The organism is Curtobacterium sp. YC1 (assembly GCF_016267665.1).
Taxonomy (GTDB): Bacteria; Actinomycetota; Actinomycetes; order Actinomycetales; family Microbacteriaceae; genus Curtobacterium.
In genome coordinates, this window is sequence record NZ_CP066341.1 from 2981539 (window position 1) to 3004458 (window position 22920).

Genomic DNA, 22920 nt, shown 5'->3' on the forward strand with positions numbered 1-22920 from the left:
GAGGTGAACGGACGGTGTCCCGGGTCGCGCCCGCGCTCTGGACGCGCGGTGCGCGGACGGGAGGCGCGGGGCGGCCCCGCACCGCGCCTCCCGTCCGTCCCGCGGTCGCACGCACGGCACCCGGTCAGCAGAAGACGTCGGGTCGCCATCGCTGGCCCGGCGTCTTCTGCTCACTCGACGCGCGCGCCCCCGTCAGCGGCGGATGAGCAGGGCGCTCGCGCGGGGCGACAGCGACGCGTCGAGCACCAGGCACGCGGCCCCGACCGCTGCGACGTCGGCGCCGCGGTCGCTCTCGACCACCTGCACGTCGTGCTTGGGCACGAGCAGGGGCGACCCCGCGATGGCCGTCCGTGCCGCCGGCAGCGCGGCCGGTGCGATGCGCGACCAGAACGGTCCGCCGAACACCACGCGGTCGACGTCGAGCAGGTTCACGATGAGCACGACCGCGCGCCCCATCACGGTGCCGGCCTCGGCAGCGAGCCCGGTCGCCGTCTCGTCCCCGCGGGCGATGGCGTCCGCCAGCTCGTCCCACGCGGCGTCGATCGCACTGGCCGGGTCGGCGGCGCCGCCGACGGCAAGGGTCAGCCCCCGCGACCGCGCGATCTGCACGAGCCGGTCGGGGGCGACGGCCGCACCGACCTCGCCGCGGGTCCCGGCACCGTCCGGGGTGCCCGCGAGCGACCCCTGGTCGACCATGATGTGGCCGGCGTCGCCCGCGTTCGAACCGACGCCGCGCACGGGCTCGTGGTCGATGACGAGTCCGACGCCGAAGCCCGTGCCGAAGTACACGAAGGCGAAGTTCCGCGCCGAGGACTCCCCCGCCAGGAACATCTCGCCGACCACCGCCGCCGTGACGTCCTTCTCGAGCAGCACCGGGTAGCCGGTGGCCTCGGCGAGCGCGTCGCGCAGCGGGACGTCCCGCCAGCGCGGCAGGAACGGCGGGTCGACGACGATGCCGGCTTCGACGTCGATGGGCCCGGGGCTGGCGATGCCGACCCCGAGCACGCTGTCGACCGACACCCCGGCGTCGGCGACGAGCCGTTCGACGGCGGTCGCCATGGTCCGCACGACCTGGGACGGGTCGTCGGCGGTGGGGGTGGACGTGGTGGTGGCGGCGACCACGGTGCCCGCGAGGTCGAGCAGGACGTAGGTGACGACGGCCGGGTCGACGTGCACCCCGACGGCGTAGCGGCTGCCGGGCTCGAGCCGCAGGATCGTGCGGGGCTTGCCGCGACCGGCGACGACGGTGCCGGACTCGACGATCATGCCGGCTTCGATGAGGAACCGGGTGACGTTCGACACGGTCTGTGCGCTCAGGCCCGTGCGGGCGGCGAGCTCGACGCGGCTCAGCCCGTCGGGCGACCGACGGACGGCGTCCAGGATCACCGTGCGGTTGAACCCACCGATCGACGGCAGGTTCGCCCCACGCCGGTGTTCTGCCATGTCGCGACCATACCGCGGCAACGGTGCGGTCTCGGTCGGTCACGAGCGCTGGCCCCGAGCCGGGTCGCACCGTTAGCCTGGCCGCATGTCCGACCTGCGCCTGGAAGAACTCTCCGCGAAGACCGCTGCGGCGGCGAACTCCCTGACGCTCAAGCCGGGCCAGGAACAGTTCGTGCAGCCGACGACCTACGGCGTCGCCGAGTCCGACGTCAAGCCGAGCTCGGCCTGGACCCGCGTGGTGCTGGACGACGACGAGGTCCTCGGGCTGATCATCGGGTCCTTCGACGCCGACAACGCGCAGGAAGAACTGCGCAGCTGCATCTGGCGCGTCAACGTCGCGGCGAGCGCGCAGGGTCGCGGCGTCGGTCGCTTCGCCGTGCACGGTCTGGCAGAGGAAGCACGCAGCCGTGGGTTCGAGCGCCTGACGGTCGTGTACGAGCCGGGTGGCGACGACAGCCCCGAGGCGTTCTTCCGCGCCGTCGGCTTCGAGGTCGTGCGCGAGACCCGGTACGGCGACCACTTCGCGGTCCTGACGCTCTAGTGCCGTCCGACGCGGTGCCGGCCGATGCGGTGCCGTCCGACGCGGTGCTCTCCGACGGTGTGCCGACGGACGGCGTCGACTTCGGGGCTGCCGTCGCCGAGGTGGTGCGGCTCATCCCGCCCGGTCACGTCATGACCTACGGGGACGTCGCCGCCGCGCTCGGCTCACGCGCCTCGCGCGCGGTCGGCAAGGTGATGGCGCACGAGGGTGCCGGCCTGCCGTGGTGGCGGGTGGTGCGCGCGGGCGGACACCCACCCCTGCACCACGAGGCCCGGGCGCTCGAGCACTACCGCGCCGAGGGGACCCCGCTCGTGCAGGGGGCCTCGACCTGGAGGCTCGACATGCGTCGTGCGCGCTGGTCGCCCACGACGGACGGCGACGACCCGTACTGATCCCCGAGCCGGGCAGGTCAGCGACCGGTCCGCCGCGCTGGTCAGCGGTCAGCGGTCAGCGGTCGAACCGCGCACCCTTCGGGTTCGCGGGCAGCAGGCACAGCACGTACAGGACGAGCGAGCCGATGCCCGGCAGCACGTGCAGGAACTGCCAGAAGCCGGACAGGTTCGCATCGTGCAGCCGTCGGGCGCCGACAGCGAGTGAACCGACGAGCGTCACGAGCCCCCACAGCACGAACAGGTAGGAGCCGACCGGGTTCTCGAACAGCGGGGTGTCCGGCGTGAAGGCCTGCGGGACGAGCTGCAGCACGAGGCCGATCGCGAACGACGTCAGCCACCACCACCAGAACTCGGCGCGGGACGCCCGCCCGGTGAACACGGTGTACTTCCGCCAGAACCGGCGCACGGCCTCGACGAAGGGGGCGCCGTAGAAGGGTTCGTGGAGGGCGACGCCGCCGGGCTGCACGCTGTCGTTGGTCATGGAGCAAGCCAATCACGTCGAGGAGCGCGACATCCGGGCGCCTGATTCGAAAGGAACGAAACCTGTTACGGTTGCTGCGGAGGAGATGACGATGCCAGCACACGCGCATGCACTGCAGCAGGAGACGTACGAGGCTTCCGATGCCGGAGCGGTCGCGCAGGTCCACGACTTCCTCGCCGCCCGTGCTGCAGCAGGCGGGGATGCGATCGAAGCCCGCTACTTCCTCGCCGGAGCCGAGGCGGGAGACCACGTCGAACTCCCGGCCGAGGTCCATCGAGTGCTCCTGCAGGTGGTCGAAGCGATGCAGCTCGGCCTGGCCGTCACGGTCTCCCCGCAGTCCCGCACGCTGACGACCCAGCAGGTTGCGGAGTTGCTCAACGTGAGTCGACCAACGGTCGTCAAGATGCTCGACCGGGGAGACATCCCGTTCGAGAAGATCAGCACGCATCGACGGATCAAGCTCGCGGACGCGCTTGCGTACCGGAAGCGACGCCGAGCTGAGCAGTACGAAGCACTGGCGGCCCTGTACTCCACGGAGTACGACGAAGCCGACGATGTCGACGCGACGCTGGCGGACCTCCGGCTCGCACGGAGACAGCTCCGAGCAGGCCGACGAGACTGAACAGCGACACGTGACATACTACGCTCGTGTTCACGGCGCTCCTCGACACGTGTGTGCTCTGGCCCAGCCTCCAGCGGGATCTCCTGCTGTCGCTCGCCATCGAGGGCGTGTACCGCCCGATCTGGAGCACGGCGATCCTCGATGAGCTCGAGTACCACGAGGCCGCGAAACTGGTCGCTCGCGGTACGGACGAGGCCGGCGCCGCGGAGCGAGCACACCGGCTGGTCGAGACGATGCGCCTGACGTTCGACGACGCCATCGTCACAGGATGGGAGCGCCTGGACGGTTCCTACGGGCTCCCGGACCCTGACGACGAACACGTGGTCGCCGCTGCGGAGCTGGGCGGAGCCGGCGCCATCGTCACCCTCAACGGCAAGGACTTCCCGGGCGACAGGATCCCGAGCAGCATCGACGTCCTCGCACCGGCCTCGTTCGTCCACGACCAGGTCTCGCTCCGTCCGGAGGCTGCGACCCGGGCGGTCCTCGAACTCGCGTCCAGGACCGGACGGCACGGCCCCGAGCTGTCGCCGGTCCAGGTCGTCGACGTCCTGGAGAGCCGCTACGCGATGCAGGAAGCCGCGGCGCTCCTCCGACACCAGCTGGCAGACCCTGCGTGATGTCGGCGATGACGCTCCGCGGAGCGTCATCGCCGACATCACGACTCGTCACACGAGCGAGTCGCGCCAGGCCGCGTGCAGCTGGGCGAACCGCCCGGTGCCACCGATGAGGTCGGCGGGGGTGCCGTCCTCGACGATCCGGCCGTGCTCCATGACGAGCACCCGGTGGGCGATCGCGACGGTGGACAGGCGGTGCGCGATGATCACCGCGGTGCGGTCGGCGAGCAGGGTCTCCAGGCCCTCCTGCACGAGTCGCTCCGAGGGGATGTCGAGCGACGCCGTCGCCTCGTCGAGGATGAGCACCTTCGGGTCGGCGATGAATGCCCGGGCGAACGAGAGCAGCTGTCGCTGACCCGCAGAGACACGACCACCGCGCTTGTTCACGTCGGTGTCGTACCCGTCGGGCAGCGCCATGATGAACTCGTGCGCGCCGACGGCCTTGGCCGACGCCTCGATCTCCTCGCGCGACGCACCGGGCTTGCCGAGCGCGATGTTGTCCGCGACGGTGCCGGAGAACAGGTACGCCTCCTGCGTGACCATGACGATCGCGCGGCGCATGTCCTTCGTGTCGAGCTCGCGCAGGTCCACGCCGTCGAGCTTCACCGAGCCCTGGGTCGGGTCGTAGAAGCGCGCCATGAGCTTGGCGAGCGTCGACTTGCCGGCACCGGTGGACCCGACCAGGGCGATGGTCTGCCCCGACGGGATGTGCAGGTCGAACTCGGGCAGCACGACCTTGCCCTGGTTGTAGGCGAAGACGACGTCGTCGAAGTCCATCTTGCCGGTGGCGTCCGCCAGCCGGGTGGGCTTCACGGGGTCCGGCACGCTCGGCCGTTCCTCGAGGACGCCGGAGATCTTCTCCATCGCCGCCGAGGCCGACTGGTACCCGTTGTAGAACATGGCCAGTTCCTGCGCCGGGTCGAAGAAGCGCTTGGCGTACAGCGCGACCGCGAGCAGCGCACCGACCTCGAGCGTCCCACCGACGATCCGGAACCCACCGACGATGACGACCGCGGCGAGCGTGGCGTTGCCGATGAGCACGAGCACCGGGTCGAAGGTGCCGAACAGGTTGAACACCTTCGTGTTCGCCACCCGGTAGTCCTCGACGAAGCCGCCGTACTCGTCACGGTTGCGGGACTCCTTGCGGAACGCCTGCACCGCGCGGATGCCCGTCATCGTCTCGACGAAGTGCACGATCACGCGCGCCGAGGTGACGCGGGTGGCGCGGAACAGCGTCTGCGAGTTCGTCTGGAACCAGCGGATCAGGAACCAGAGCGGCACGAGCGACACCGCGAGGACCAGGCCGGACGTCGGGTCGAGCAGCACCAGCGCCACGGCGGTGAACACCATGTAGAGCACGCCCTGGATGAGCTGGTTCAGCCCGGAGTCGAGCAGCTCGCGGATCGAGTCGAGGTCACTCGTCTGGCGCGAGATGATCCGCCCCGACGTGTACGTCTCGTGGAACTCGAGCGACAGCCGCTGCGTGTGCAGGAACACCCGCTTGCGCAGGTCGAACAGGATCGCCTGGCTGATCCGCGCCGCGAGCACCGTGTACCAGGCGGTGAGCACCGCGCCGAGGACGGCCACGACGATGTACGTCGAGACGACCCCGAACGCCGGCACCCAGTCGTCCTGGTCGAGCACGGCGGGCAGGGCGTTGTCGATGCCCCACGCGATGAGCGCCGGGCCCGCGACGGTGCCCGCGGTCGAGACCACGACCACGATGCCGAGCAGCACCAGCCGGAGCTTCAGCGGTGCGGCGAGCGAGCCGAGCAGGGCGAGGGACCGGCGCCGCAGGCGCTTGCTCTCGGCCTTGGTGAAGTCCTCACGCTCCTCGCCGCGCACGCCCAGCGTGGTGATCGAGGCGGTGACGGGTGCGGCAGACTGCTCGTCCGCAGCCTCCTGCGGGACGGAAGCCGTTCCTCCCGGCAGCTCCTGGTCGGTCTGCTGGCTCATGCCATCGCCTCCTGTCGTGCCGTCGCATCGTCGTCGTCGAGCGACGAGATGACGTAGCGGTAGTGCTCGTTGGTGGCCATCAGGTCGTGGTGGGTCCCGACGGCCGTGACGACGCCGTTCTCCATCAGGGCGACCCGGTCGGCCAGCGTCACCGTCGACGGACGGTGCGCCACGATGAGCGAGGTGGTCTCGGCGAGCACACGGCGCAGACCGGCCTCCACCCGCGCCTCGGTGTCGACGTCGAGCGCCGACAGCGGGTCGTCGAGCACCAGGACCGACGGCCGCGCAGCGATCGCTCGCGCGAGTGCCAGGCGCTGGCGCTGCCCACCGGACAGCGACAGGCCCTCCTCGCCCACGCGGGTGTCGACGCCGTCGGGCAGGTCGTCGACGAAGGACGCCTGCGCGATGTCGAGGGCCTCGCGCATGAGCGCCTCGGCCTCGTCACCGTGCACGTCGGGCCGTCCGAGCAGGACGTTCTCGCGCACGGTCGACGAGAACAGGGTGGCGTCCTCGAAGGCGACGCCGACGTGTCGGCGCAGCTCTTCGCGGGTGAGGTCGCGGATGTCGACCCCGTCGATCGTCACGGACCCCCCGGTCACGTCGTACAGGCGCGGCACGAGCGAGAGCAGCGTCGTCTTGCCGCAGCCGGTCAGCCCGACGAGCGCCATGGTCTCGCCGGGCTGCAGCTGCAGCTCGACGCCGTTGATCAGGTCCGGGTACTGCGGTGCGGAGTCCTGGTACCGGAAGTGCACGCCGTTGAACGACAGGGCACCGTGCGGCTCCGCGATCGTCTTCGGGTGTTCCGGGTCCGTGATGGTGTTCTCGGAGTCCATCACCTCGAAGAACCGGTCGACCGCCGTGCGGGTGTCGAAGGTCATCGAGAGCAGGAAGCCGATCGACTCGATCGGGAACCGCAGCACCGTCGCCGTCGCGAAGAACGCGAACAGCTGGCCGACGCTGAGCTCGCCCTGCGACGCCAGCCAGATGCCGGCGAGCAGGCACAGCGCGAACGCGACGTCCGGCACGAGCAGCAGCCACAGCCAGATGCCCGCGATGGCCTTCGCCTTCTTGATCTCGGTGCCGCGCAGGGCCTCCGCCTGCTCGCTGAACTCCTGGAGCTTCGCGCCGCCGCGGCCGAAGGCCTTGAGGACGCGGATGCCGTGCACCGACTGCTCGACGCTCGTGGCGAGGTCGCCGACCTGGTCCTGGCTGCGACGCGCGACGACGGAGTACCGGCGTTCGAAGAGCAGCCCGCTGATCCAGAGCGGGATCGACGCGATCAGGAAGATCAGGCCGAGCAGCCACCCGAAGGTGAACAGCACGACGAAGCCCACGACGATCGTGACGATGTTCACGACGAGCAGGACGACGCCGAACGCCAGCCAGCGGCGGATCAGGGACAGGTCCGACACGGAACGGGACAGCAGCTGCCCGGACTCCCACCGGTCGTGGAACGCGACCGGCAGGTCCTGCAGCTTCGCGTACAGGGCGTTCCGCATGCTCGTCTCGATGCGGGTGGACGGGCGCATCACCAGACGACGGCGCGAGGCGATGAAGAACGCCTCGAGCGCGCCGAGGGCGAGCACCCCGAGTCCGGCCGGCCAGATCTGCGCGGAGTCGCGCGACGACAGCGGACCGTCGACGAGCCACTGCAGCACGTAGGGGATTGCGAGCGCCACCAGGGAGGCTCCCATCGCTGCGGCCATGCCGCCGATGATGCGCCCCTGGTAGGGCTTCACGTAGGGGTGGATCCGCGCGATCGCGCGGAAGGTGGACGGGCGCGCCGTGGTGGGCGACTTGGACATGCGTTGCGTCCTCATGCGTCTGCCGGGTCCCCGGGTCGCGCCGCCGCTCGCGTGCGTGCTTACGCGGCTTCGGCCTGGAGGCTCGGTGTGGCGTTGCGTGGTGATCATCGGCCGGGCGCGTGGTCGCGTCTCCGCCGTCACTCGCGTGACGTCGGTCGGGCCGGAGGCACCGGGGGACGGTCGTCCCCCGGGTTCAGGCGGGTGGTTCGCGGACGCCGGTGGTGCTGCGCCGCGGGGCCGTGGGAACGGCCCGACTAGACGGCGGCCGCGGCGCGGGGTCGCGGTGCGGTCGTGGACCGCCGTGCGGGAGCGGTCCCCACGACGGACACGAGACCTGCGCGGGCGGCCGTCGCCACGGTTCCGGTCATGTTGTCCATCGTCACTCCAGTCGTCGTCTTCGTCACCGTTGTGTCCGCGGTGCCGCCGGTCCCGAGGGATCGTCGGCTGCCTGCCGCGGAGCCTTACAGACTATTCACAGTGAGTCGCGGCGCGCAATGGTTCGCCACCGATTGTTCACATCAGTGGAAGAAGTGCCGCTCGCCCGTGAAGTACATCGTCACGCCGGCCGCTGTGGCCGCCGCGATGACCTCGTCGTCGCGGACGCTGCCACCGGGCTGTGCGACGGCACGGACCCCGGCGTCGAGCAGCACCTGCAGGCCGTCGGCGAACGGGAAGAAGGCGTCCGACGCCGCGACACTGCCGGCTGCCCGGTCACCGGCGCGGTCCACCGCGAGGTGGCACGAGTCGACCCGGTTGACCTGGCCCATGCCGACGCCGACGCTCGCGCCCTGGTTCGCGAGCAGGATCGCGTTCGACTTGACGGAGCGGCTCGCCCGCCAGGCGAACGCCAGGTCGGCCAGGGTCTGCTCGTCGGCGGGCTCCCCCGCGACGAGGGTCCAGGTGGTCTGGTCGAAGCCGGTGAAGCGGTCGGCGTCCTGCACCAGGAAGCCTCCGGACACCTGCTTGACCTCGCGGTCGGCGAGCGCGAAGTCGGCCGGCAGCGTGAGCAGGCGGATGTTCTTCTTGCGCGACAGGATCTCGAGCGCCTCGGGGTCGAAGCCCGGTGCGACGACGACCTCGGTGAAGATGTCCTTGACGGTCTCGGCCATGGCGACGGTGACCGGACGGTTCGCCGCGATGACCCCGCCGAACGCCGACAGCGGGTCGCAGGCGTGCGCCGCCGCGTGGGCCGACGCGATCGGGTCGACGGCGTCGGACGGGGCGATCGCGATGCCGCACGGGTTGGCGTGCTTGATGATCGCGACGGCGGGCTCGTCGAAGTCGAAGGCCGCGCGGACCGCTGCGTCGGCGTCGACGTAGTTGTTGTACGACATCGCCTTGCCGTGCAGGAGCGTCGCCTGGGCGATGCCGGCTGCGTCGCGGGCCGTGTACAGGGCGGCCCGCTGGTGCGCGTTCTCGCCGTAGCGGAGGGTGTCGGCCAGCTCCGCGTCGATCGTGAGGGACGTCGGGAAGGCGTCCCGGGCCTCCACGTCGGCGTCGTCGGCCGCGGCGGACCCACCGGCGGCGACCACGTCGGATGCGAAGTAGGACGCCACCGCGCTGTCATAGGCGGCGGTGTGGGCGAAGGCCTGGGCGGCGAGGCGCTTGCGGAGCTCGAGCGTGGTACCGCCGGCGCGGACGGCCTCGACGACCTCGGCGTAGGACGACGGCGAGACGACGATCGCCACGTTCGGGTGGTTCTTCGCCGAGGCGCGGACCATCGCCGGGCCGCCGATGTCCACGTTCTCGACCACGGTCGCGGCGTCGGCGCCCGACGCCACCGTCTCGACGAACGGGTACAGGTTCACGATGACCAGCTCGAACGGCGCGATGCCGAGGTCGGCGAGCTGCTGCTCGTGCGACTCGAGGCGCAGGTCGGCGAGCAGGCCGGCGTGCACCGCCGGGTGCAGGGTCTTCACGCGGCCGTCGAGGGATTCCGGGAACCCGGTGACGCTCTCGACGCCCGTCACCGCGTAGCCGGCGTCGCGGATGGTCTGCGCGGTGGACCCGGTCGACACGATCTCGACGCCGGACTCGGCGAGCGCTCCAGCGAGCTCGAGCAGGCCGGACTTGTCGCTCACCGAGACGAGTGCGCGGCGGACCGGCACCACGTCGCGGTCACGGTAGAGGCTGGGGTCGGCTGCGTGCACGCTCATGCGCTCGGGGTGCCCTTCAGGTCGGTGGTGCCGTTGGCGATGTCGAGGATGGTCTGGATGAGCAGGCGGCGCTCGACCGGCTTGATGCGGTCGTGCAGCGTCGACTCGGTGTCACCAGGCAGCACCGGGATGCGCTCCTGGGCGAGGATCGGGCCGGTGTCGACGCCGTCGTCCACCGCGATGACGCTCGCGCCGGTCTCGGTGACACCGGCAGCCAGGGCGTCCCGCACGCCGTGGGCGCCGGGGAAATCGGGCAGGTACGCCGGGTGGGTGTTGATGATGCCGGGGGCGAACTCGGACACCACGGCCGGGGGCAGCAGCCGCATCAGCCCGGAGAGCACGAGCAGGTCGGGCGACCACGGACGGATCTGCTCGGCCAGGGCCTGCCCCCACTCGGCACGCGACCCGTACCGGGTGAACGGCACGGTGAAGGTCGGGATCGAGAACTCCTCGCCCAGGCCCAGGCCCTCGGCGTCACGGTCGGCACCGATGGCGACGACGCGGGCGGGGTACTCGGCGTCGAAGGTCGCTTCGAGCAGGGCTCGGAGGTTCGACCCGGTACCGGAGATCAGGACGACCAGTTCGAGCACGGCACCAACCCTACCGGGAGGCACGGCGTCGACGGGTGCCCTCAGCGGTCGTCCTTGGGCTGACGCCACCAGGGCAGTTCGTCCTCGGGGATCTGGTCGGTGGTGTCCCAGTTCGTCGGGCGACCCTGCGGCGCCGGCGTCGGCCGCTGCGACGGCGCGGACGGCCGGGGCGCGGACGCGGCGGGCTCGTCGGCCTCGTCGGCCTCGTCGGCCTCGTCGTGGTCAGCGTCGACGTCGTCCCGGCCGGCGACGAACTCCTCGGTGCTCCACGGGAACGCGGGCTGGGCGTCGGTCGGCACGGGTGCCGGCGCCGCAGGCCGCTCGGGGGCGGGAGCAGGCCGCTGCGGCTCCGGGTCGGATCGCGTCACACGGTCGCGCAGCTCGCCGGCCCGGCCGCGGACCCCCTCGGCCGCACCCACGACCCGGTCGCGGAGCCCACCGAGCACCGCGCGCCCGGCGCCCCGGCGCTGCGGTTCCGGCTCGGCGGCCAGACGGTCGGCGGCCACCGCGTCGGTCTTCGCCCAGTCGGGGAGCTCGACGTCGTGGTCGGTGTCGACGGGGCGCGATGGGACGGACGGCGGCGTCGACACGGACGGCGTCGTCGACACGGACGGCTCGTCGGTGATCGGTCCGCTGCCGACCGGTCCGCTGCCGACCGGCTCGCTGCCGATCGGCTCGGTCGCCTGCTCTATCGTCGCGCGGGACCGTGCGGCGGTGGACCCGTCGTGGGACTCCTCGACCACGAAGCGGTGCACGTCGGTGGTACGACCGGCGCCGGCCTGGTCGAGTGCGGCGAGGAGCGAGCCCTCACCGGCGTCGGCCACCGCTGCGTCGTCGTCGGCCTCGGTCCACCGCTCGCGCGTCCACCCGCGGTCCGGCAGGCGGACGAGGTCGCTGCCCGCGGCGAGCGCGATGATCGCCGGCAGTCCGACCTCGAGCGCGGCGAAGCCACCGACCGCGAAGGCGTCCGGCCCGACGTCGGTCAGGCGCCCCGGGCCGAGCGAGCCGGACGACAACCAGGCGATGAGCCCGGTGGAGACCCCGGCGACGAGCCCGACGGCCACCCCGCCGAGCGCACGGTACAGCGCGGAGTCGTCCTGGCCGAGGGCACGGACCAGGCGCGGTCGCATCGCACCGCCGACCGCGAACCCGGCGACGACCGGCACGAGGATCCAGACCAGGCCGAAGGTGTGCCCGGCGGTCGGCAGCGCGCCGAAGACGGGCAGGCCGGGGATCGGGCCGAGGGTGGTGGCGATCGGGGACACGCTCGACCCGGCGCCGATGGCGAAGCCGGGGCCGACGAGCCACGCCGTGGCCCAGCCGACCAGGTCCGGCAGGAAGGCGAGCTGCCCGACCGTGAGCGCGACACCGCCGATGACGCCGGCGTGCGACTGCTCGTACAGGGTGATGACCTCGGCGAACGAGGTGAAGAGGAGCAGGCCGACCAGGACGGCGGCGACGCCGACCACCGCGGCGGTCGCGGCGGTCCCGGCGCGCAGTCCGAACGCAGCGACGGCGCGCCACACGGCGGGGACGCGGTCGACCGTCTCGACGACCCGCTGCGTCACCGCATCGGCGGGCAGGCCGCGACGACGACGGCAGACCTCGGACGTCACGAGTGCCGGGATCCCGAACCACAGCGCGGGCAGGACCACCGCCTGCCAGATCGTCGGCCGGGTGGCGGCGGAGGCCGAGGACAGCGCGACGCCCAGGCCCAGGAGCGCGACGACGGCCGTCCCGACGAGCAGCCCGGTGGTGCGGTGCTCGGTCTCGGCGAACCGACGTCCGGCGCGACCGCCGAGCCACGCGGTGACGACCGCGAAGCCGAGCGCCGCGAGCGTCACGTGGATGGGGTCGGCGGCACCGCTGACCCCGGTGCTCTTCGCGAGCGCGGACCCGAGCAGGAAGGAGACGTCGACGCCGTGGCCGACGAGCCAGACGCTGCCGGTGGCCTTCCAGAAGACGTCCCAGTCGACCTGCAGGCCGTACTCGAACCCCCACAGCAGCGTCAGCGGGACCAGGGCGACGCCGATCCCGACGCCGACCGTCACGACCGCCTCGATCGCGGCGAGCAGAGCGGTTCCCAGGCGGTTCATCGCAGTGAGGATACGGGCGTCGCGCGTCCGTCCGGCCCCGGCGCGCGGCCTCCCCGGCAAAACACCGGCGATCGCGGGACGGGCACGGGCACGAGGTGGTCCGGCGGACGGACACCGGCGTGCCGCGGGTGCGGAGCCGGCCCTGCGGACGACGGGAGGCTCCCCACCAGCTGGTGGGGAGCCTCCCGTCCGTGCTCGGTGACGACCGTCAGCGCGCCTCGCGGCGGCGACGGGCGACGAGCGCCGTGCCGAGACCGGCGAGGACCAGCACGGCGGCGGCCAGGAGCGGCCCCCGCACGTCGGCACCCGTCCAGGCGAGTTCGCCGTCGTCGCCCCGAGCGGGCACCGCACCGGGGGTCGCCGACGGTGCCGTGGCACCGGGCTCCGCCGGGACGGTCGGGTCGGTCGGCTCGACGGCGGGCTCCTCGGTGTCGACCGGCGCGACCGGGCCCGAGGCGGAGATCCCGGTCACCGTGCCGTCCGCGTCGACCGCGAACCAGAGACGGGCCGTCTGCGCACCGGCGGTGACGACGAGCTCGTGGCTGCCGGCCTCGAGCGCCGGCAGCGCGGCGGTCGCGTCGAGCGTGCCGTCCTCGGCGGTCGTGCCGGTGTACACCGTGGTCGGCGTGGAGTACACGACGGCCTCGACGTCCTGGCCGGCGGCGAAGCCCGAGGCGTGGATCGCGAAGCTCGCACCGTCGACGGCGTCACCCGTCCGGAACCCGGCGTCGATGGTCAGGTCCGGCGTGGTCACGTAGGTGAACGCACCGGCGGACCGGGCGGTCCCCCAGGCGGTCGTCACGATGACGTCGACGGCGTCGTCCGCGGCACGCGGCTCCGACTCCGGCGCGAGCACGGTGAGCGAGGTCGACGTGTTCGTCGCCGTCGTGTCGACCTGCGCCTCGACGCCGCCGATGGTGACGGTGGCGCCGTCGAGGTCGGTGCCCGTGATCGTCACGGCGTCACCGGCGTCACCCGTCGCCGGCGAGACCGCCGTGATGACCGGCACCGAGGACGCGATGACCAGCGTGTGGTCCACGCGGCCCGTGAAGCCGTCGCCGCCCGTCGCCGTGACGGTGAACGCGGAGGAGCCGGACCCGGTCGGGATCCCGGTGAGCGTGCCGTCGGCATCCAGCTCGATGCCCGCCGGCAGGGCGCCGTCGGTCACCGCGAAGGTGTAGGTGTCGCTCCGGTCGCCCGATGCCGTCAGGGTCTGCGCGTACGGGACCCCTTGCTTGCCGTCGGGCAGCTCGGTCGGACTGACCGTGACGACGGGCGCGGTGAAGCGGAATCGGCCCGCCTCGCTCGTCGCGCTGGTGCCGCCGGCCGTGGTGACGGTCACGTCGACGACGCCCTCCGCGGACGCCGGGGTGACGGCGGTGATCTCGGTGGCGGAGTCGACCGTGTACGACGCGGCCGCCGCGTCACCGAACGAGACGGCGGTGGCGCCGGTGAACCCGGTGCCGCGGATCGTCACCGTCGTGCCGCCGTAGACCACGCCCGACGCGGGCGAGACCTCGGAGACCGTCGGGACGGCCACGCGCACCTCGGGGCTGTAGGCGCGGGAGCCCGTGTCGCCGTTGGCGTCGGTGGCCGTGACGGTGAACACCGTCGTCGTGGCCTCGGTCGGGGTGCCGCTCAGCGCACCACCCTCGCTCAGCGTCAAGCCTGCGGGGAGCACCCCGGCCGTGACCGCGAACCGGTACGGCGCGTTGCCACCCGAGGCGCTGAGCTGCTGCGAGTAGGCGACGCCGACCTGGGCCGCCGGGAGCGTGGCGGGTGCGACCACGACGGTCGCTGCGGTGACGACGAGCCGGTCCGCATCGCCGGTCGCGCTCGTGCCGCTCGGGTTCGTGACGGTCGTGTCGACCGTGCCCACGGGGATGTCGGCCGGGACGACCGCGGTGAGCCTCGTGTCGGAGACGACCACGAACGACACGGCGGGCGTGGCGCCGAAGCGGACGGCGGACGCACCCGTGAAGCCGGAGCCGGTGATCGTGACCGTGCGCTGCGCGCCGCGCTGGACCGTGCCCGGCGTGACGGCGGAGACGTTGGGTGCCGGGGTGTACGTGAAGGCCCCGACGACGGGGTAGGTCACACCGCTGGCCGTGGTGACCTCGACGCGCTGCGGCCCGCCGGGCAGGCGCTGCTGCTCCGGGACGGTGGCCACGACCTCGGTGTCGGTCGAGGAGCGCACGGGTGCCGCGACGCCCGCGACGCGGACGGTCGAGCCGGCGAGACCGGAGCCGGTGATGACGACGCGGTCGCCCGGGAACCCGTTGGCGGGCGACACGAGCGTGAGCTTCGACGGCCACGCGATGGTCACGGAGCCGTTGCCACCGTGGTTCGCGATCGCGCCGGAGAGCTCTCCGGCGAAGTAGGAGCTGCCGCCACCGCCGCCGCCGGCACCGCCGTTGACGAACGCCCCGGCGCCACCGCCGCTGTAGCCGCCGCCGCCGCCGGCCGCGGACCCGTTGGAACCGCCACCGCCGCCGAAGCCGCCGCTGCGCCCGGCGCTGCCGCCGGCACCGCCGGCCGCGACCGAGCGCCCGGCTCCGCTGCCGGCGCCGTTGCCGAGGAGACCGCCGCCACCGCCGGCGTTCGAGCCGCCGCCACCGCCGCCACCGGCCGTGCCACCGGCGCCGCCGCCGTTGTCGCCCGGGTTCGCGGTCGTCGTCGTGGTCGCCGGGTAGCCGTACCGGTTCGAGCCGGTGCCGCCGCCACCGCCGGCCGCGGCGAGGATGCCGGCCTGGTCGGGCGTGGTGTAGATGAACGAGCCACCGCCACCACCGCCGCCGGTCGAGTACTGGCGACCGTTCGCGCCCATCGTGCCGACGAGGACGTTGAGCTGCTGGCCGGGTGTCACCGGCAGCGTGCCGGTGAGCTCGGCGCCGGCGGCACCGCCGTCGTAGCCGGCACCGCCCTGGGCGCCGGCGATGTCGACGTAGATGCGGTCGACGCCCGCCGGGACGGTCCAGGTCTGGACGGCACCGGTGGCCGAGAACGTGACGGATGAATCGGTGGTCGCGGCGGAAGCCGGGACGGCCGTGGCGACGGCAGCGGCAGCAGCGAACGTGCTGACCACGATGCCGACCGCGAGCGCGCGTGCGCGCAGTGCGTTGTGCATGGGGACGAGAGTGCCTTCGTTCGGGTCGGAGGGGCTGGCTCATCAAAGCAGTCCCGCCACCCCCCGCAGGGGCCGCACGCACCCCCAGAACGGGGCGACACGCCGGCGCGCGACCATCCGGACGACGAGAGGCCCGGTGCGGAACCCGCACCGGGCCTCCCGGCGATCGACCGACCGTGCGTCGGACGGTCGGCCGCTAGCGGGCGGCGACCACCTCGCGCAGCAGCGCGGCCGTCTCGGAGGGCGTCTTGCCGACCTTGACGCCGGCCGCCTCGAGCGCTTCCTTCTTCGCCTCGGCGGTGCCGGCCGAGCCGGACACGATCGCGCCGGCGTGACCCATCGTCTTGCCCTCGGGCGCGGTGAAGCCCGCGACGTAGCCGACGACCGGCTTGGTGACGTGCGCCTTGATGTACTCGGCCGCGCGCTCCTCGGCGTCGCCGCCGATCTCACCGATCATCACGATGGCCTCGGTCTCGGGGTCCGCCTCGAACGCGGCGAGCGCGTCGATGTGCGTCGTGCCGATGACCGGGTCGCCGCCGATGCCGATGGCGGTCGAGAAGCCCAGGTCGCGCAGCTCGTACATCATCTGGTAGGTCAGCGTGCCCGACTTCGACACGAGACCGATCGGCCCCTTGCCGGTGATCGTCGCCGGGGTGATGCCGACGAGCGACTCCCCAGGGGTGATGATGCCGGGGCAGTTCGGACCGATGATGCGGGTCGTGCCGCCCTTCGCCTTGGCGTGCGCCCAGAACTCCGCGGCGTCCTGCACCGGGATGCCCTCGGTGATGACGACCACGAGCGGGATGGCGGCGTCGATGGCCTCGAGCACGGCGTCCTTCGCGAAGGCCGGCGGGACGAAGACGATGGAGACGTCGGCACCGGTGGTGTCCATTGCCTCGCGGACGGTGCCGAAGACGGGCAGGGACACGTCGCCGTGGGTGACGGTCGTGCCGGCCTTGCGTGCGTTGACACCACCGACCACCTGCGTGCCGGCCTTGAGCATCAGCGCGGTGTGCTTGGTGCCCTCGCCGCCGGTGATGCCCTGGACGATGACCTTGGAGTCCTTGTTGAGGAAGATCGACATGGTCAGTCCCTTCAGGCCGCTGCGGCGGCGAGTTCGGCGGCCTGCTCGGCCGCGTCGTCCATGGTCGCGGCGACGGTGACGAGCGGGTGCGCCGCCTCCGCCAGGATCCGACGACCCTCTTCCACGTTGTTGCCGTCGAGTCGCACGACGAGCGGCTTGGTGGCCGCGTCGCCGAGGATGCCGAGCGCGGCGACGATGCCGTTCGCGACGGCGTCGCAGGCGGTGATGCCACCGAAGACGTTGACGAACACGCTCTTCACCTGCGGGTCGCCGAGGATCACGTCGAGGCCGTTGGCCATCACCTCGGCCGAGGCGCCGCCACCGATGTCGAGGAAGTTCGCGGGCTTCACGCCGCCGTGGCGCTCACCGGCGTAGGCGACGACGTCGAGCGTCGACATGACGAGCCCCGCGCCGTTGCCGATGACGCCGACCTGGCCGTCGAGCTTGACGTAGTTCAGGCCGTGGGCCTTCGCCTTGGCCTCGAGCGGGTCCTCGCTCGCGGTGTCCTCGAGCTGCTTGTGGCCCTCGTGCCGGAAGTCGGCGTTCTCGTCGAGCGAGACCTTGCCGTCGAGTGCCAGGATCTGGCCGTCGCCGGTGCGGACGAGGGGGTTCACCTCGACCAGGGTCGCGTCCTCGCCCTTGTAGACGTCGTAGAGCTTGACGAAGACGTCGGCGACGGCGTCCTGCAGCTCCGGTGGGAAGTTCGCCTGCCGAGCGATCTCGAGCGCGGCGGCCTCGTCGATGCCGGTGAGCGGGTCGACCTCGACCCGGGCGAGCGCCTCGGGCTTCTCGACCGCGAGCTGCTCGATCTCCATGCCGCCCTCGACGCTGGTCAGGGAGAGGTAGGAGCGGTTGGCCCGGTCGAGCAGCACGGAGAAGTAGAACTCCTCGGCGATGTCGGCGCCCTGGGCGACCATGACGCGCTGGACGGTGTGGCCCTTGATGTCGAGGCCGAGGATCGCCTGCGCGTGCTCGAACGCCTCGTCCGGGGTCTTCGCGACCTTCACGCCGCCGGCCTTGCCACGACCGCCGACCTTCACCTGCGCCTTGACGACGACCACGCCGCCGATGCGCTCGGCCGCTGCTCTCGCCTCCTCGGGGGTGTCGGCGGTGATCCCCTGCAACACGGGAACGCCGTAGGACTCGAAGAGGTCCCTGGCCTGGTACTCGAAAAGATCCACGCTGTTCTTCTTCCCGCACGTTCCGTGCGATCGGCATCGGTTACCCGGTCGCCACACTCACCATCGAGGGTCGCTCGATGTCGAGACAACGGCCGCCACGCAGCCTAGCGCTGCTGGGTGGACGGCCGGTGCGCGGCCGGGAGGCACGGGTCGCCTCCGCCACGCGTGAGCCGCTGGGCGCACCCCTGGGACCACCCCCCAGCGTGCGCCCGGCAGTGTGGATCGGTGAACGAAGCACTCCGCACCCGCGCCACCGACGTGTTCGGCTGGCGCCTCCGCCCCGACCAGGAATCCGTCATCGACGCGGTGCTCGACGGGCGCGACGCACTCGCCGTGATGCCGACCGGATCCGGCAAGTCCGCGATCTACCAGGTCGCCGGCCTCGAGCTGGACGGCATCGTCGTCGTGGTCTCCCCCCTCGTGGCGCTGCAGGAGGACCAGGTCGTCGGACTCGAGCACCACGAGGGCGCTCCCCGGGCCGTCGCGATGAACGCCACGCGGAAGGCGCGTGACGTCGCCGAGGCCTGGGACGCCGTCGCCGCGGGCGAGGTCGGCTACGTGTTCCTGGCCCCCGAACAGCTCGCGAAGGACGACGTGCTCGAGCGGCTGCACGACGCCGGCGTCGCCCTGGTCACCGTCGACGAGGCCCACTGCATCTCGTCCTGGGGCCACGACTTCCGCCCGGACTACCTGGCACTCGGCGAGGTCGTGGAGCGCCTCGGCCGTCCCCCCGTCCTGGCACTGACCGCCACCGGCTCCGCCCCCGTGCGGGACGACGTGGTCGCACGGCTCCACATGCGCGACCCGTTCGTGCTCGCGTCGGGCTTCGACCGCCCCGGCATCCGGCTCGAGGTCGTCCGGCACGCCGAGGACGCCGAGAAGCGCCAGGCCGTGGTCGACCAGGTCGCCGAGCTCGACGGCGCCACCGTCGTCTACGTCGCCACCCGTGCGGCGACCACGGAGTACGCCGACGCCCTGGCGGCCCGCGGTCGTCGCGCGCAGCCGTACCACGCGGGCATGCGGATCGCGGAGCGCGAGGCCGTCCACACCGGGTTCCTCGACGGCGACGTCGACGTGGTGGTCGCGACGAGCGCCTTCGGCATGGGCATCGACAAGCCCGACGTCCGGTACGTCGTGCACGCCGACGTCCCCGAGTCGATCGACTCGTACTACCAGGAGATCGGCCGCGCCGGGCGCGACGCCGAGCCCGCCGGCGCCACCCTGCACTACCGCTCCGAGGACTTCGGCCTGCGCACCTTCTTCGCCTCCGGCTCGCCCCGACCCGCTTCGGTGCGGGCCGTCTTCGACGCGGTCCCGACGACCGGCTCGATCGCCCGCTCGGCGCTCGTCGAGGCCTCGGACCTGTCCGCCCGCACCGCCGGGCGCGCGCTGAACGCCCTGCTCGACGCCGGAGCCCTGCGCGACGACGTCGACGGCGTCTCCCGGGTGCCCGACGGCCCGGACACGGCCGACCGCGCGGCCCGTGCCACCGCGGACCGTGCGGCGGAGCGCGAGCGCGTCGAGGAGTCCCGGATCGCGATGATGCGCCAGCTCGCCGAGACCACCGGCTGCCGACGCCAGTTCCTGCTCGGGTACTTCGGTGACGAGCTGTCGGAACCGTGCGGCAACTGCGACACCTGCTCGTCGGGCACGGCGCTCGAGGCGGCGGCCCACGTGGCCGACGGGTCGAACGACGGCGCCTGGCCGCCGGACGCCCGCGTCGAGCACGCCGAGTGGGGCACCGGCGTCGTCATGAGCACCGAGGAGGACCGCATCACGGTGTTCTTCGAGTCGGCGGGGTACCGCACGCTCGGGCTGGCCGACGTCGAGGAACGCGAGCTGCTCGTCAAGCTCTGACCGGCGTCACGTGCCCGATCGGGCACGGCGGGGGAAGGCGCGGTCGCTCGACCACCCGTCGGCGACCGCGCTCCACTCCCCCGAGCATCCGCGATGCTGCCCTGGCGGCGTGACCGACAGGTGACGCCCGGGTGAACACGACACGAACCCGGACGCCCGCCAGGCGCCGCCGGGTATGCAGGAAGCCCGCAACGGAAAGGAACCACCATGAGCGACCCCGGCATCAGCCCCGTCGACGACTTCGACGCCCAGCAGCGACGCGACGACGACATCGACCGCGAGCACGTCGGCCCCTACGAGGTGGACGAGGCCGAGGAGCCCCTGGAGACCGTCACGAACGACGCGGTCGCCGGCGAGACGGTGGAGCCGCAGCCCGGTGACGGCACCGACGACGGCCCCACCGGCGGCGCCCCGCGCGAGGGTTCGCCCGACCTGACGGAGCAGGGCGAGGACCGCCCCGACCTCGGCGGCGACCTCGGCACGAAGCCGCTCTGACCCGGCCCACCACCAGGCGATCCCGGAACACGGCTCGGTAGCATCGGGCCGTGTTCCGTCGTGTCCGCACCGGTGTCCGCCGCTCGCCCGTGGCCGCGCGCCTGCTGGCGATCGCCGCGATGCTCCTGGTCGCCGCCGCGGCGCACCTCGCCACGACCGCTGAGCCCGTCGGCCGGTGGGTCCCGCTCCTGGTCGTCGGGGTGGTCGGCGCCGTGGTCACCGGCGCGCCGGCCCGTCTCTGGCCGCTCCCCGCGATCTGGCTCGTCGCGACGCTCCTCGCCCTGACCCGCGACGCCCCGGTCGACTCCTCGGCCGCCGTGGTCGCGCTGGTCGTCGGTGCGGCTGCACTCCTCGCGGCGATCGCCGTCGACCTGCGCCCCGTCCTGCGGGCGCGACGCCGACGGGGTGCAGCGTGACCGCCCCACGGCACGGAGGCGCGACCCACGAGCCGCACCGTGCCTCCCGTCCGTCTGCTGGCCGCGTGCACGACCGTCACCTGCGTCGGTTCCTCGCCGACAGCACACCCGTGGCCGCGGGCGGCCGCGCCATCCTGCTGCAGATCGCCGACCCCGTCGTCGCGGCCGGTGTCCGACAGCACTCGGACTTCGCCCGGCGACCCCAGCAGCGGCTCGCCCACACCCTGATGTTCGTGTACGCCGTCATCGTGGGCACCGAGGCCGACTCGGCGACCGCGGCGGGCTTCGTCAACCGTGCGCACCGGCCCGTCGCCGGCGCCGACGACGTCGACCGGCAGCTCTGGGTCGCCGCGACCCTGTTCGACTCCGCCCGGCAGGCGCACGACCTGTTCGGCACGCACGTCTCCGCGGCCCGCGCCGAGGAAGTCCTGGCCGCCTACGCCCCGATCGCCACCGCGCTGCGGGTGCCGGCGGACCGCTGGCCGACCTCGGTGGCCGCGTTCGACCGGTACTGGCAGCAGACGTTGGCCGGGCTCGAGGTCACCGACGACGCCCGAGGGGTCGTGCGCGCCCTGCTGCACCCCCGGTTCGCGCCGCTGTGGGTGCGGGCCGTGATGCCCCTCGTGCGCATCGTGACCGTCGGGATGCTGCCCGATGCGCTCCGGTCGCAGTACGGGTTCGCGTGGGGGCCGCGCGAGGAACGGCGGTTCCGCCGGACCGTCCGGGCGGTGGCCGGGGTGCGGGCGCTCGTGCCGGGGGCGCTGCTGCGGCTGCCGGGGCCGTTGCTGCTGCGGGCGATGCGGCGGACGGCGCGGCGACACGCCGCGGTACGGTAGCGGGCATGTCGGTCGACCACTTCGCCATCACGGTCCCGCGTTCCTGGTTCGAGCTCCCGGTCGAACCGGAACGCCGCGACGACCGGATCAGCGCCCTCGTCAACGAGCGCATCGAGGACCACCGGGAGCTGTGGGACCACCGCACCGAGATCGTCCGGGTGCTCCGGCGGTTCGCCCGGTCGGCCTGGGACAGCGGCGCGCGGTACTGCGCAGCATTCGCCGAGCCGAGCGAGGACGGCATCGTCTCCGGGGCGCTCACCGTGACGGTCCTGCCCGCACCGGAGGCCGGCGGCGACCCGCTCGCCGCGCTCACCGACCACGTCGCCGCGCTCGGCGGGGACGACGACGGCATGCACGTCGACGTGCACGAGGTCCCCCGCGTCGGCCGGGTGCCGCGCGTCTGGGGCGTCTCCACCGTGCAGGCGCCCGACGGGCGCGGCTCGTTCGACGTCGTGCTCATGCAGACCTTCGTGCCGGCCGGCGACCAGGTGGCGCTGGTGAGCGTGTCCTCGCCTGCCACCGACCTGGCCGAGCCGCTCTACGAACTGTTCGAGACGGTCACCGACACGTTCGAGCTCATCGACTCCGCCAGCGTCGCCGGCAGCGACGTCTGATGCGGATCTGGCCGTTCCGGAAGCGCCGGAAGCCCGTCGAACCCGTCGTCGAGCGGGTCACCGCCGACGACCTGACGCGGATGGGGCAGCGCGGCGAGCTCGCGCGTGCGGTGGTGACGCCGCCACCGGCCCCGCGTGCGAGCGCCGACCGCGTGCGGGCGACCGTCGCGCAGCTGCCGGGGCGTCCCCTCGGCGGCGCCGGCGCGGGCGCCCGCACGACCGCGGCTCCGGCCCGCCAGACCGCGGCCGCCGTGCTCGTCCTCGACGGTGTGCAGCGCGTGACCGTGTCCGGCGGTGGACTCATCGGCCGTGATCCCGCGAGCGCGCACCCCGGCGGCGGGTACGGCCACGTGATCGCCCTGGAGGACCCCGAGAAGCTGCTCAGCCGGACGCACCTGGAGTTCGGGTTCGGTGCCGAGGGGACGCTCTGGGTGCTCGACGCCGCATCGGCGAACGGCGTCGAGCTGCAGCGCCCTGGTCACCCCGCGGCGGTGCTCGTGCCGTCGCAGCGCACGACCGTCCACCCAGGTGACACCGTCGTGTTCGGCGGGCACACGCTCCGCACGGAGCCGGCCGTCGGCCTGGTCGGCGAATCGCCGCTCGGCTGACCCGAC

At 72.9% G+C, this 22920-nt stretch carries 20 protein-coding genes; 10 read left to right on the plus strand and 10 right to left on the minus strand.

Translation table 11 applies throughout. The features are described 5' to 3' along the window. Positions 1-192: 192 nt before the first annotated feature. Positions 193-1443: an ROK family transcriptional regulator gene (locus I8920_RS14085; RefSeq protein ID WP_198656916.1), complete on the minus strand. Its 1251-nt coding sequence runs from the start codon at positions 1441-1443 to the stop codon at positions 193-195. An 85-nt stretch (positions 1444-1528) separates the two neighbouring features. On the opposite strand from I8920_RS14085, the gene I8920_RS14090 reads away from it, so the two are divergent. Further along, on the plus strand, positions 1529-1984 hold the full coding sequence (locus I8920_RS14090; protein WP_198656917.1) for a GNAT family N-acetyltransferase: 456 nt from the start codon (positions 1529-1531) through the stop codon (positions 1982-1984). 14 nt (positions 1985-1998) lie between these two features. Then, the gene (locus I8920_RS14095) at positions 1999-2376 is read left to right on the plus strand and encodes an MGMT family protein (protein ID WP_232832753.1); all 378 of its coding nucleotides are present in this window, start codon (positions 1999-2001) and stop codon (positions 2374-2376) included. A gap of 55 nt (positions 2377-2431) precedes the next feature. Here I8920_RS14095 and I8920_RS14100 read toward each other — a convergent pair whose 3' ends face one another. Beyond that, positions 2432-2857, minus strand: coding sequence for a DUF805 domain-containing protein (locus I8920_RS14100; protein ID WP_198656918.1), 426 nt, complete (start codon positions 2855-2857; stop codon positions 2432-2434). Here I8920_RS14100 and I8920_RS14105 point away from each other — a divergent pair. Both I8920_RS14105 and I8920_RS14110 read left to right on the plus strand, forming a co-directional pair. Further along, positions 2856-3479: a helix-turn-helix domain-containing protein gene (locus tag I8920_RS14105; RefSeq protein WP_232832754.1), complete on the plus strand. Its 624-nt coding sequence runs from the start codon at positions 2856-2858 to the stop codon at positions 3477-3479. The two genes, I8920_RS14100 and I8920_RS14105, sit on opposite strands and share 2 nt — an antisense overlap. A gap of 26 nt (positions 3480-3505) precedes the next feature. After that, positions 3506-4096, plus strand: coding sequence for a PIN domain-containing protein (locus tag I8920_RS14110; protein ID WP_198656919.1), 591 nt, complete (start codon positions 3506-3508; stop codon positions 4094-4096). A 48-nt stretch (positions 4097-4144) separates the two neighbouring features. Here the strand turns inward: I8920_RS14110 and I8920_RS14115 are convergent, their stop codons facing one another. From I8920_RS14115 to sucC, 8 genes are all read right to left on the minus strand, one after another. Then, complete coding sequence (locus I8920_RS14115; protein ID WP_232832755.1) at positions 4145-6049, minus strand: ABC transporter ATP-binding protein; 1905 nt, start codon at positions 6047-6049, stop codon at positions 4145-4147. Then, the gene (locus tag I8920_RS14120; RefSeq protein WP_198656920.1) at positions 6046-7854 is read right to left on the minus strand and encodes an ABC transporter ATP-binding protein; all 1809 of its coding nucleotides are present in this window, start codon (positions 7852-7854) and stop codon (positions 6046-6048) included. Before I8920_RS14120 ends, I8920_RS14115 begins: the two co-directional genes overlap by 4 nt. A 518-nt stretch (positions 7855-8372) precedes the next feature. Then, positions 8373-10010: a bifunctional phosphoribosylaminoimidazolecarboxamide formyltransferase/IMP cyclohydrolase gene (purH, locus tag I8920_RS14125; RefSeq protein WP_198656921.1), complete on the minus strand. Its 1638-nt coding sequence runs from the start codon at positions 10008-10010 to the stop codon at positions 8373-8375. Then, entirely contained in the window at positions 10007-10600 is a 594-nt protein-coding gene (gene purN / locus I8920_RS14130; RefSeq protein ID WP_198656922.1) for a phosphoribosylglycinamide formyltransferase, read from the minus strand. Before purN ends, purH begins: the two co-directional genes overlap by 4 nt. A gap of 41 nt (positions 10601-10641) precedes the next feature. Then, entirely contained in the window at positions 10642-12696 is a 2055-nt protein-coding gene (locus tag I8920_RS14135; protein ID WP_198656923.1) for a cell division protein PerM, read from the minus strand. A 208-nt stretch (positions 12697-12904) separates the two neighbouring features. After that, positions 12905-15823, minus strand: coding sequence for an IPT/TIG domain-containing protein (locus I8920_RS14140; protein ID WP_198656924.1), 2919 nt, complete (start codon positions 15821-15823; stop codon positions 12905-12907). A gap of 196 nt (positions 15824-16019) precedes the next feature. Further along, a complete protein-coding gene (sucD, locus tag I8920_RS14145; RefSeq protein WP_198656925.1) occupies positions 16020-16907 on the minus strand; it encodes a succinate--CoA ligase subunit alpha in 888 nt (295 codons plus the stop codon). A gap of 11 nt (positions 16908-16918) precedes the next feature. After that, positions 16919-18088, minus strand: a complete 1170-nt coding sequence (gene sucC, locus I8920_RS14150; RefSeq protein WP_198656926.1) for an ADP-forming succinate--CoA ligase subunit beta — start codon at positions 18086-18088, stop codon at positions 16919-16921. A gap of 225 nt (positions 18089-18313) precedes the next feature. Between sucC and I8920_RS14155 the strand changes: the two genes are divergently transcribed. The 6 genes from I8920_RS14155 (at position 18314) to I8920_RS14180 (ending at position 22914) form a co-directional block, all read left to right on the plus strand. Continuing rightward, on the plus strand, positions 18314-19945 hold the full coding sequence (locus I8920_RS14155; RefSeq protein WP_198656927.1) for a RecQ family ATP-dependent DNA helicase: 1632 nt from the start codon (positions 18314-18316) through the stop codon (positions 19943-19945). Between the two features lie 207 nt (positions 19946-20152). Continuing rightward, on the plus strand, positions 20153-20440 hold the full coding sequence (locus I8920_RS14160; protein WP_198658802.1) for a hypothetical protein: 288 nt from the start codon (positions 20153-20155) through the stop codon (positions 20438-20440). Between the two features lie 50 nt (positions 20441-20490). Then, complete coding sequence (locus I8920_RS14165) at positions 20491-20856, plus strand: hypothetical protein (protein WP_198656928.1); 366 nt, start codon at positions 20491-20493, stop codon at positions 20854-20856. A 65-nt stretch (positions 20857-20921) separates the two neighbouring features. Continuing rightward, positions 20922-21692: an oxygenase MpaB family protein gene (locus tag I8920_RS14170; RefSeq protein WP_198656929.1), complete on the plus strand. Its 771-nt coding sequence runs from the start codon at positions 20922-20924 to the stop codon at positions 21690-21692. Between the two features lie 5 nt (positions 21693-21697). Continuing rightward, positions 21698-22306 (plus strand): hypothetical protein, encoded by a 609-nt coding sequence (locus I8920_RS14175; RefSeq protein WP_198656930.1) that lies wholly within the window; start codon positions 21698-21700, stop codon positions 22304-22306. Next, positions 22306-22914: an FHA domain-containing protein gene (locus tag I8920_RS14180; protein WP_198656931.1), complete on the plus strand. Its 609-nt coding sequence runs from the start codon at positions 22306-22308 to the stop codon at positions 22912-22914. The genes I8920_RS14175 and I8920_RS14180 overlap by 1 nt, the downstream gene beginning before the upstream one ends. Positions 22915-22920 lie beyond the last annotated feature (6 nt).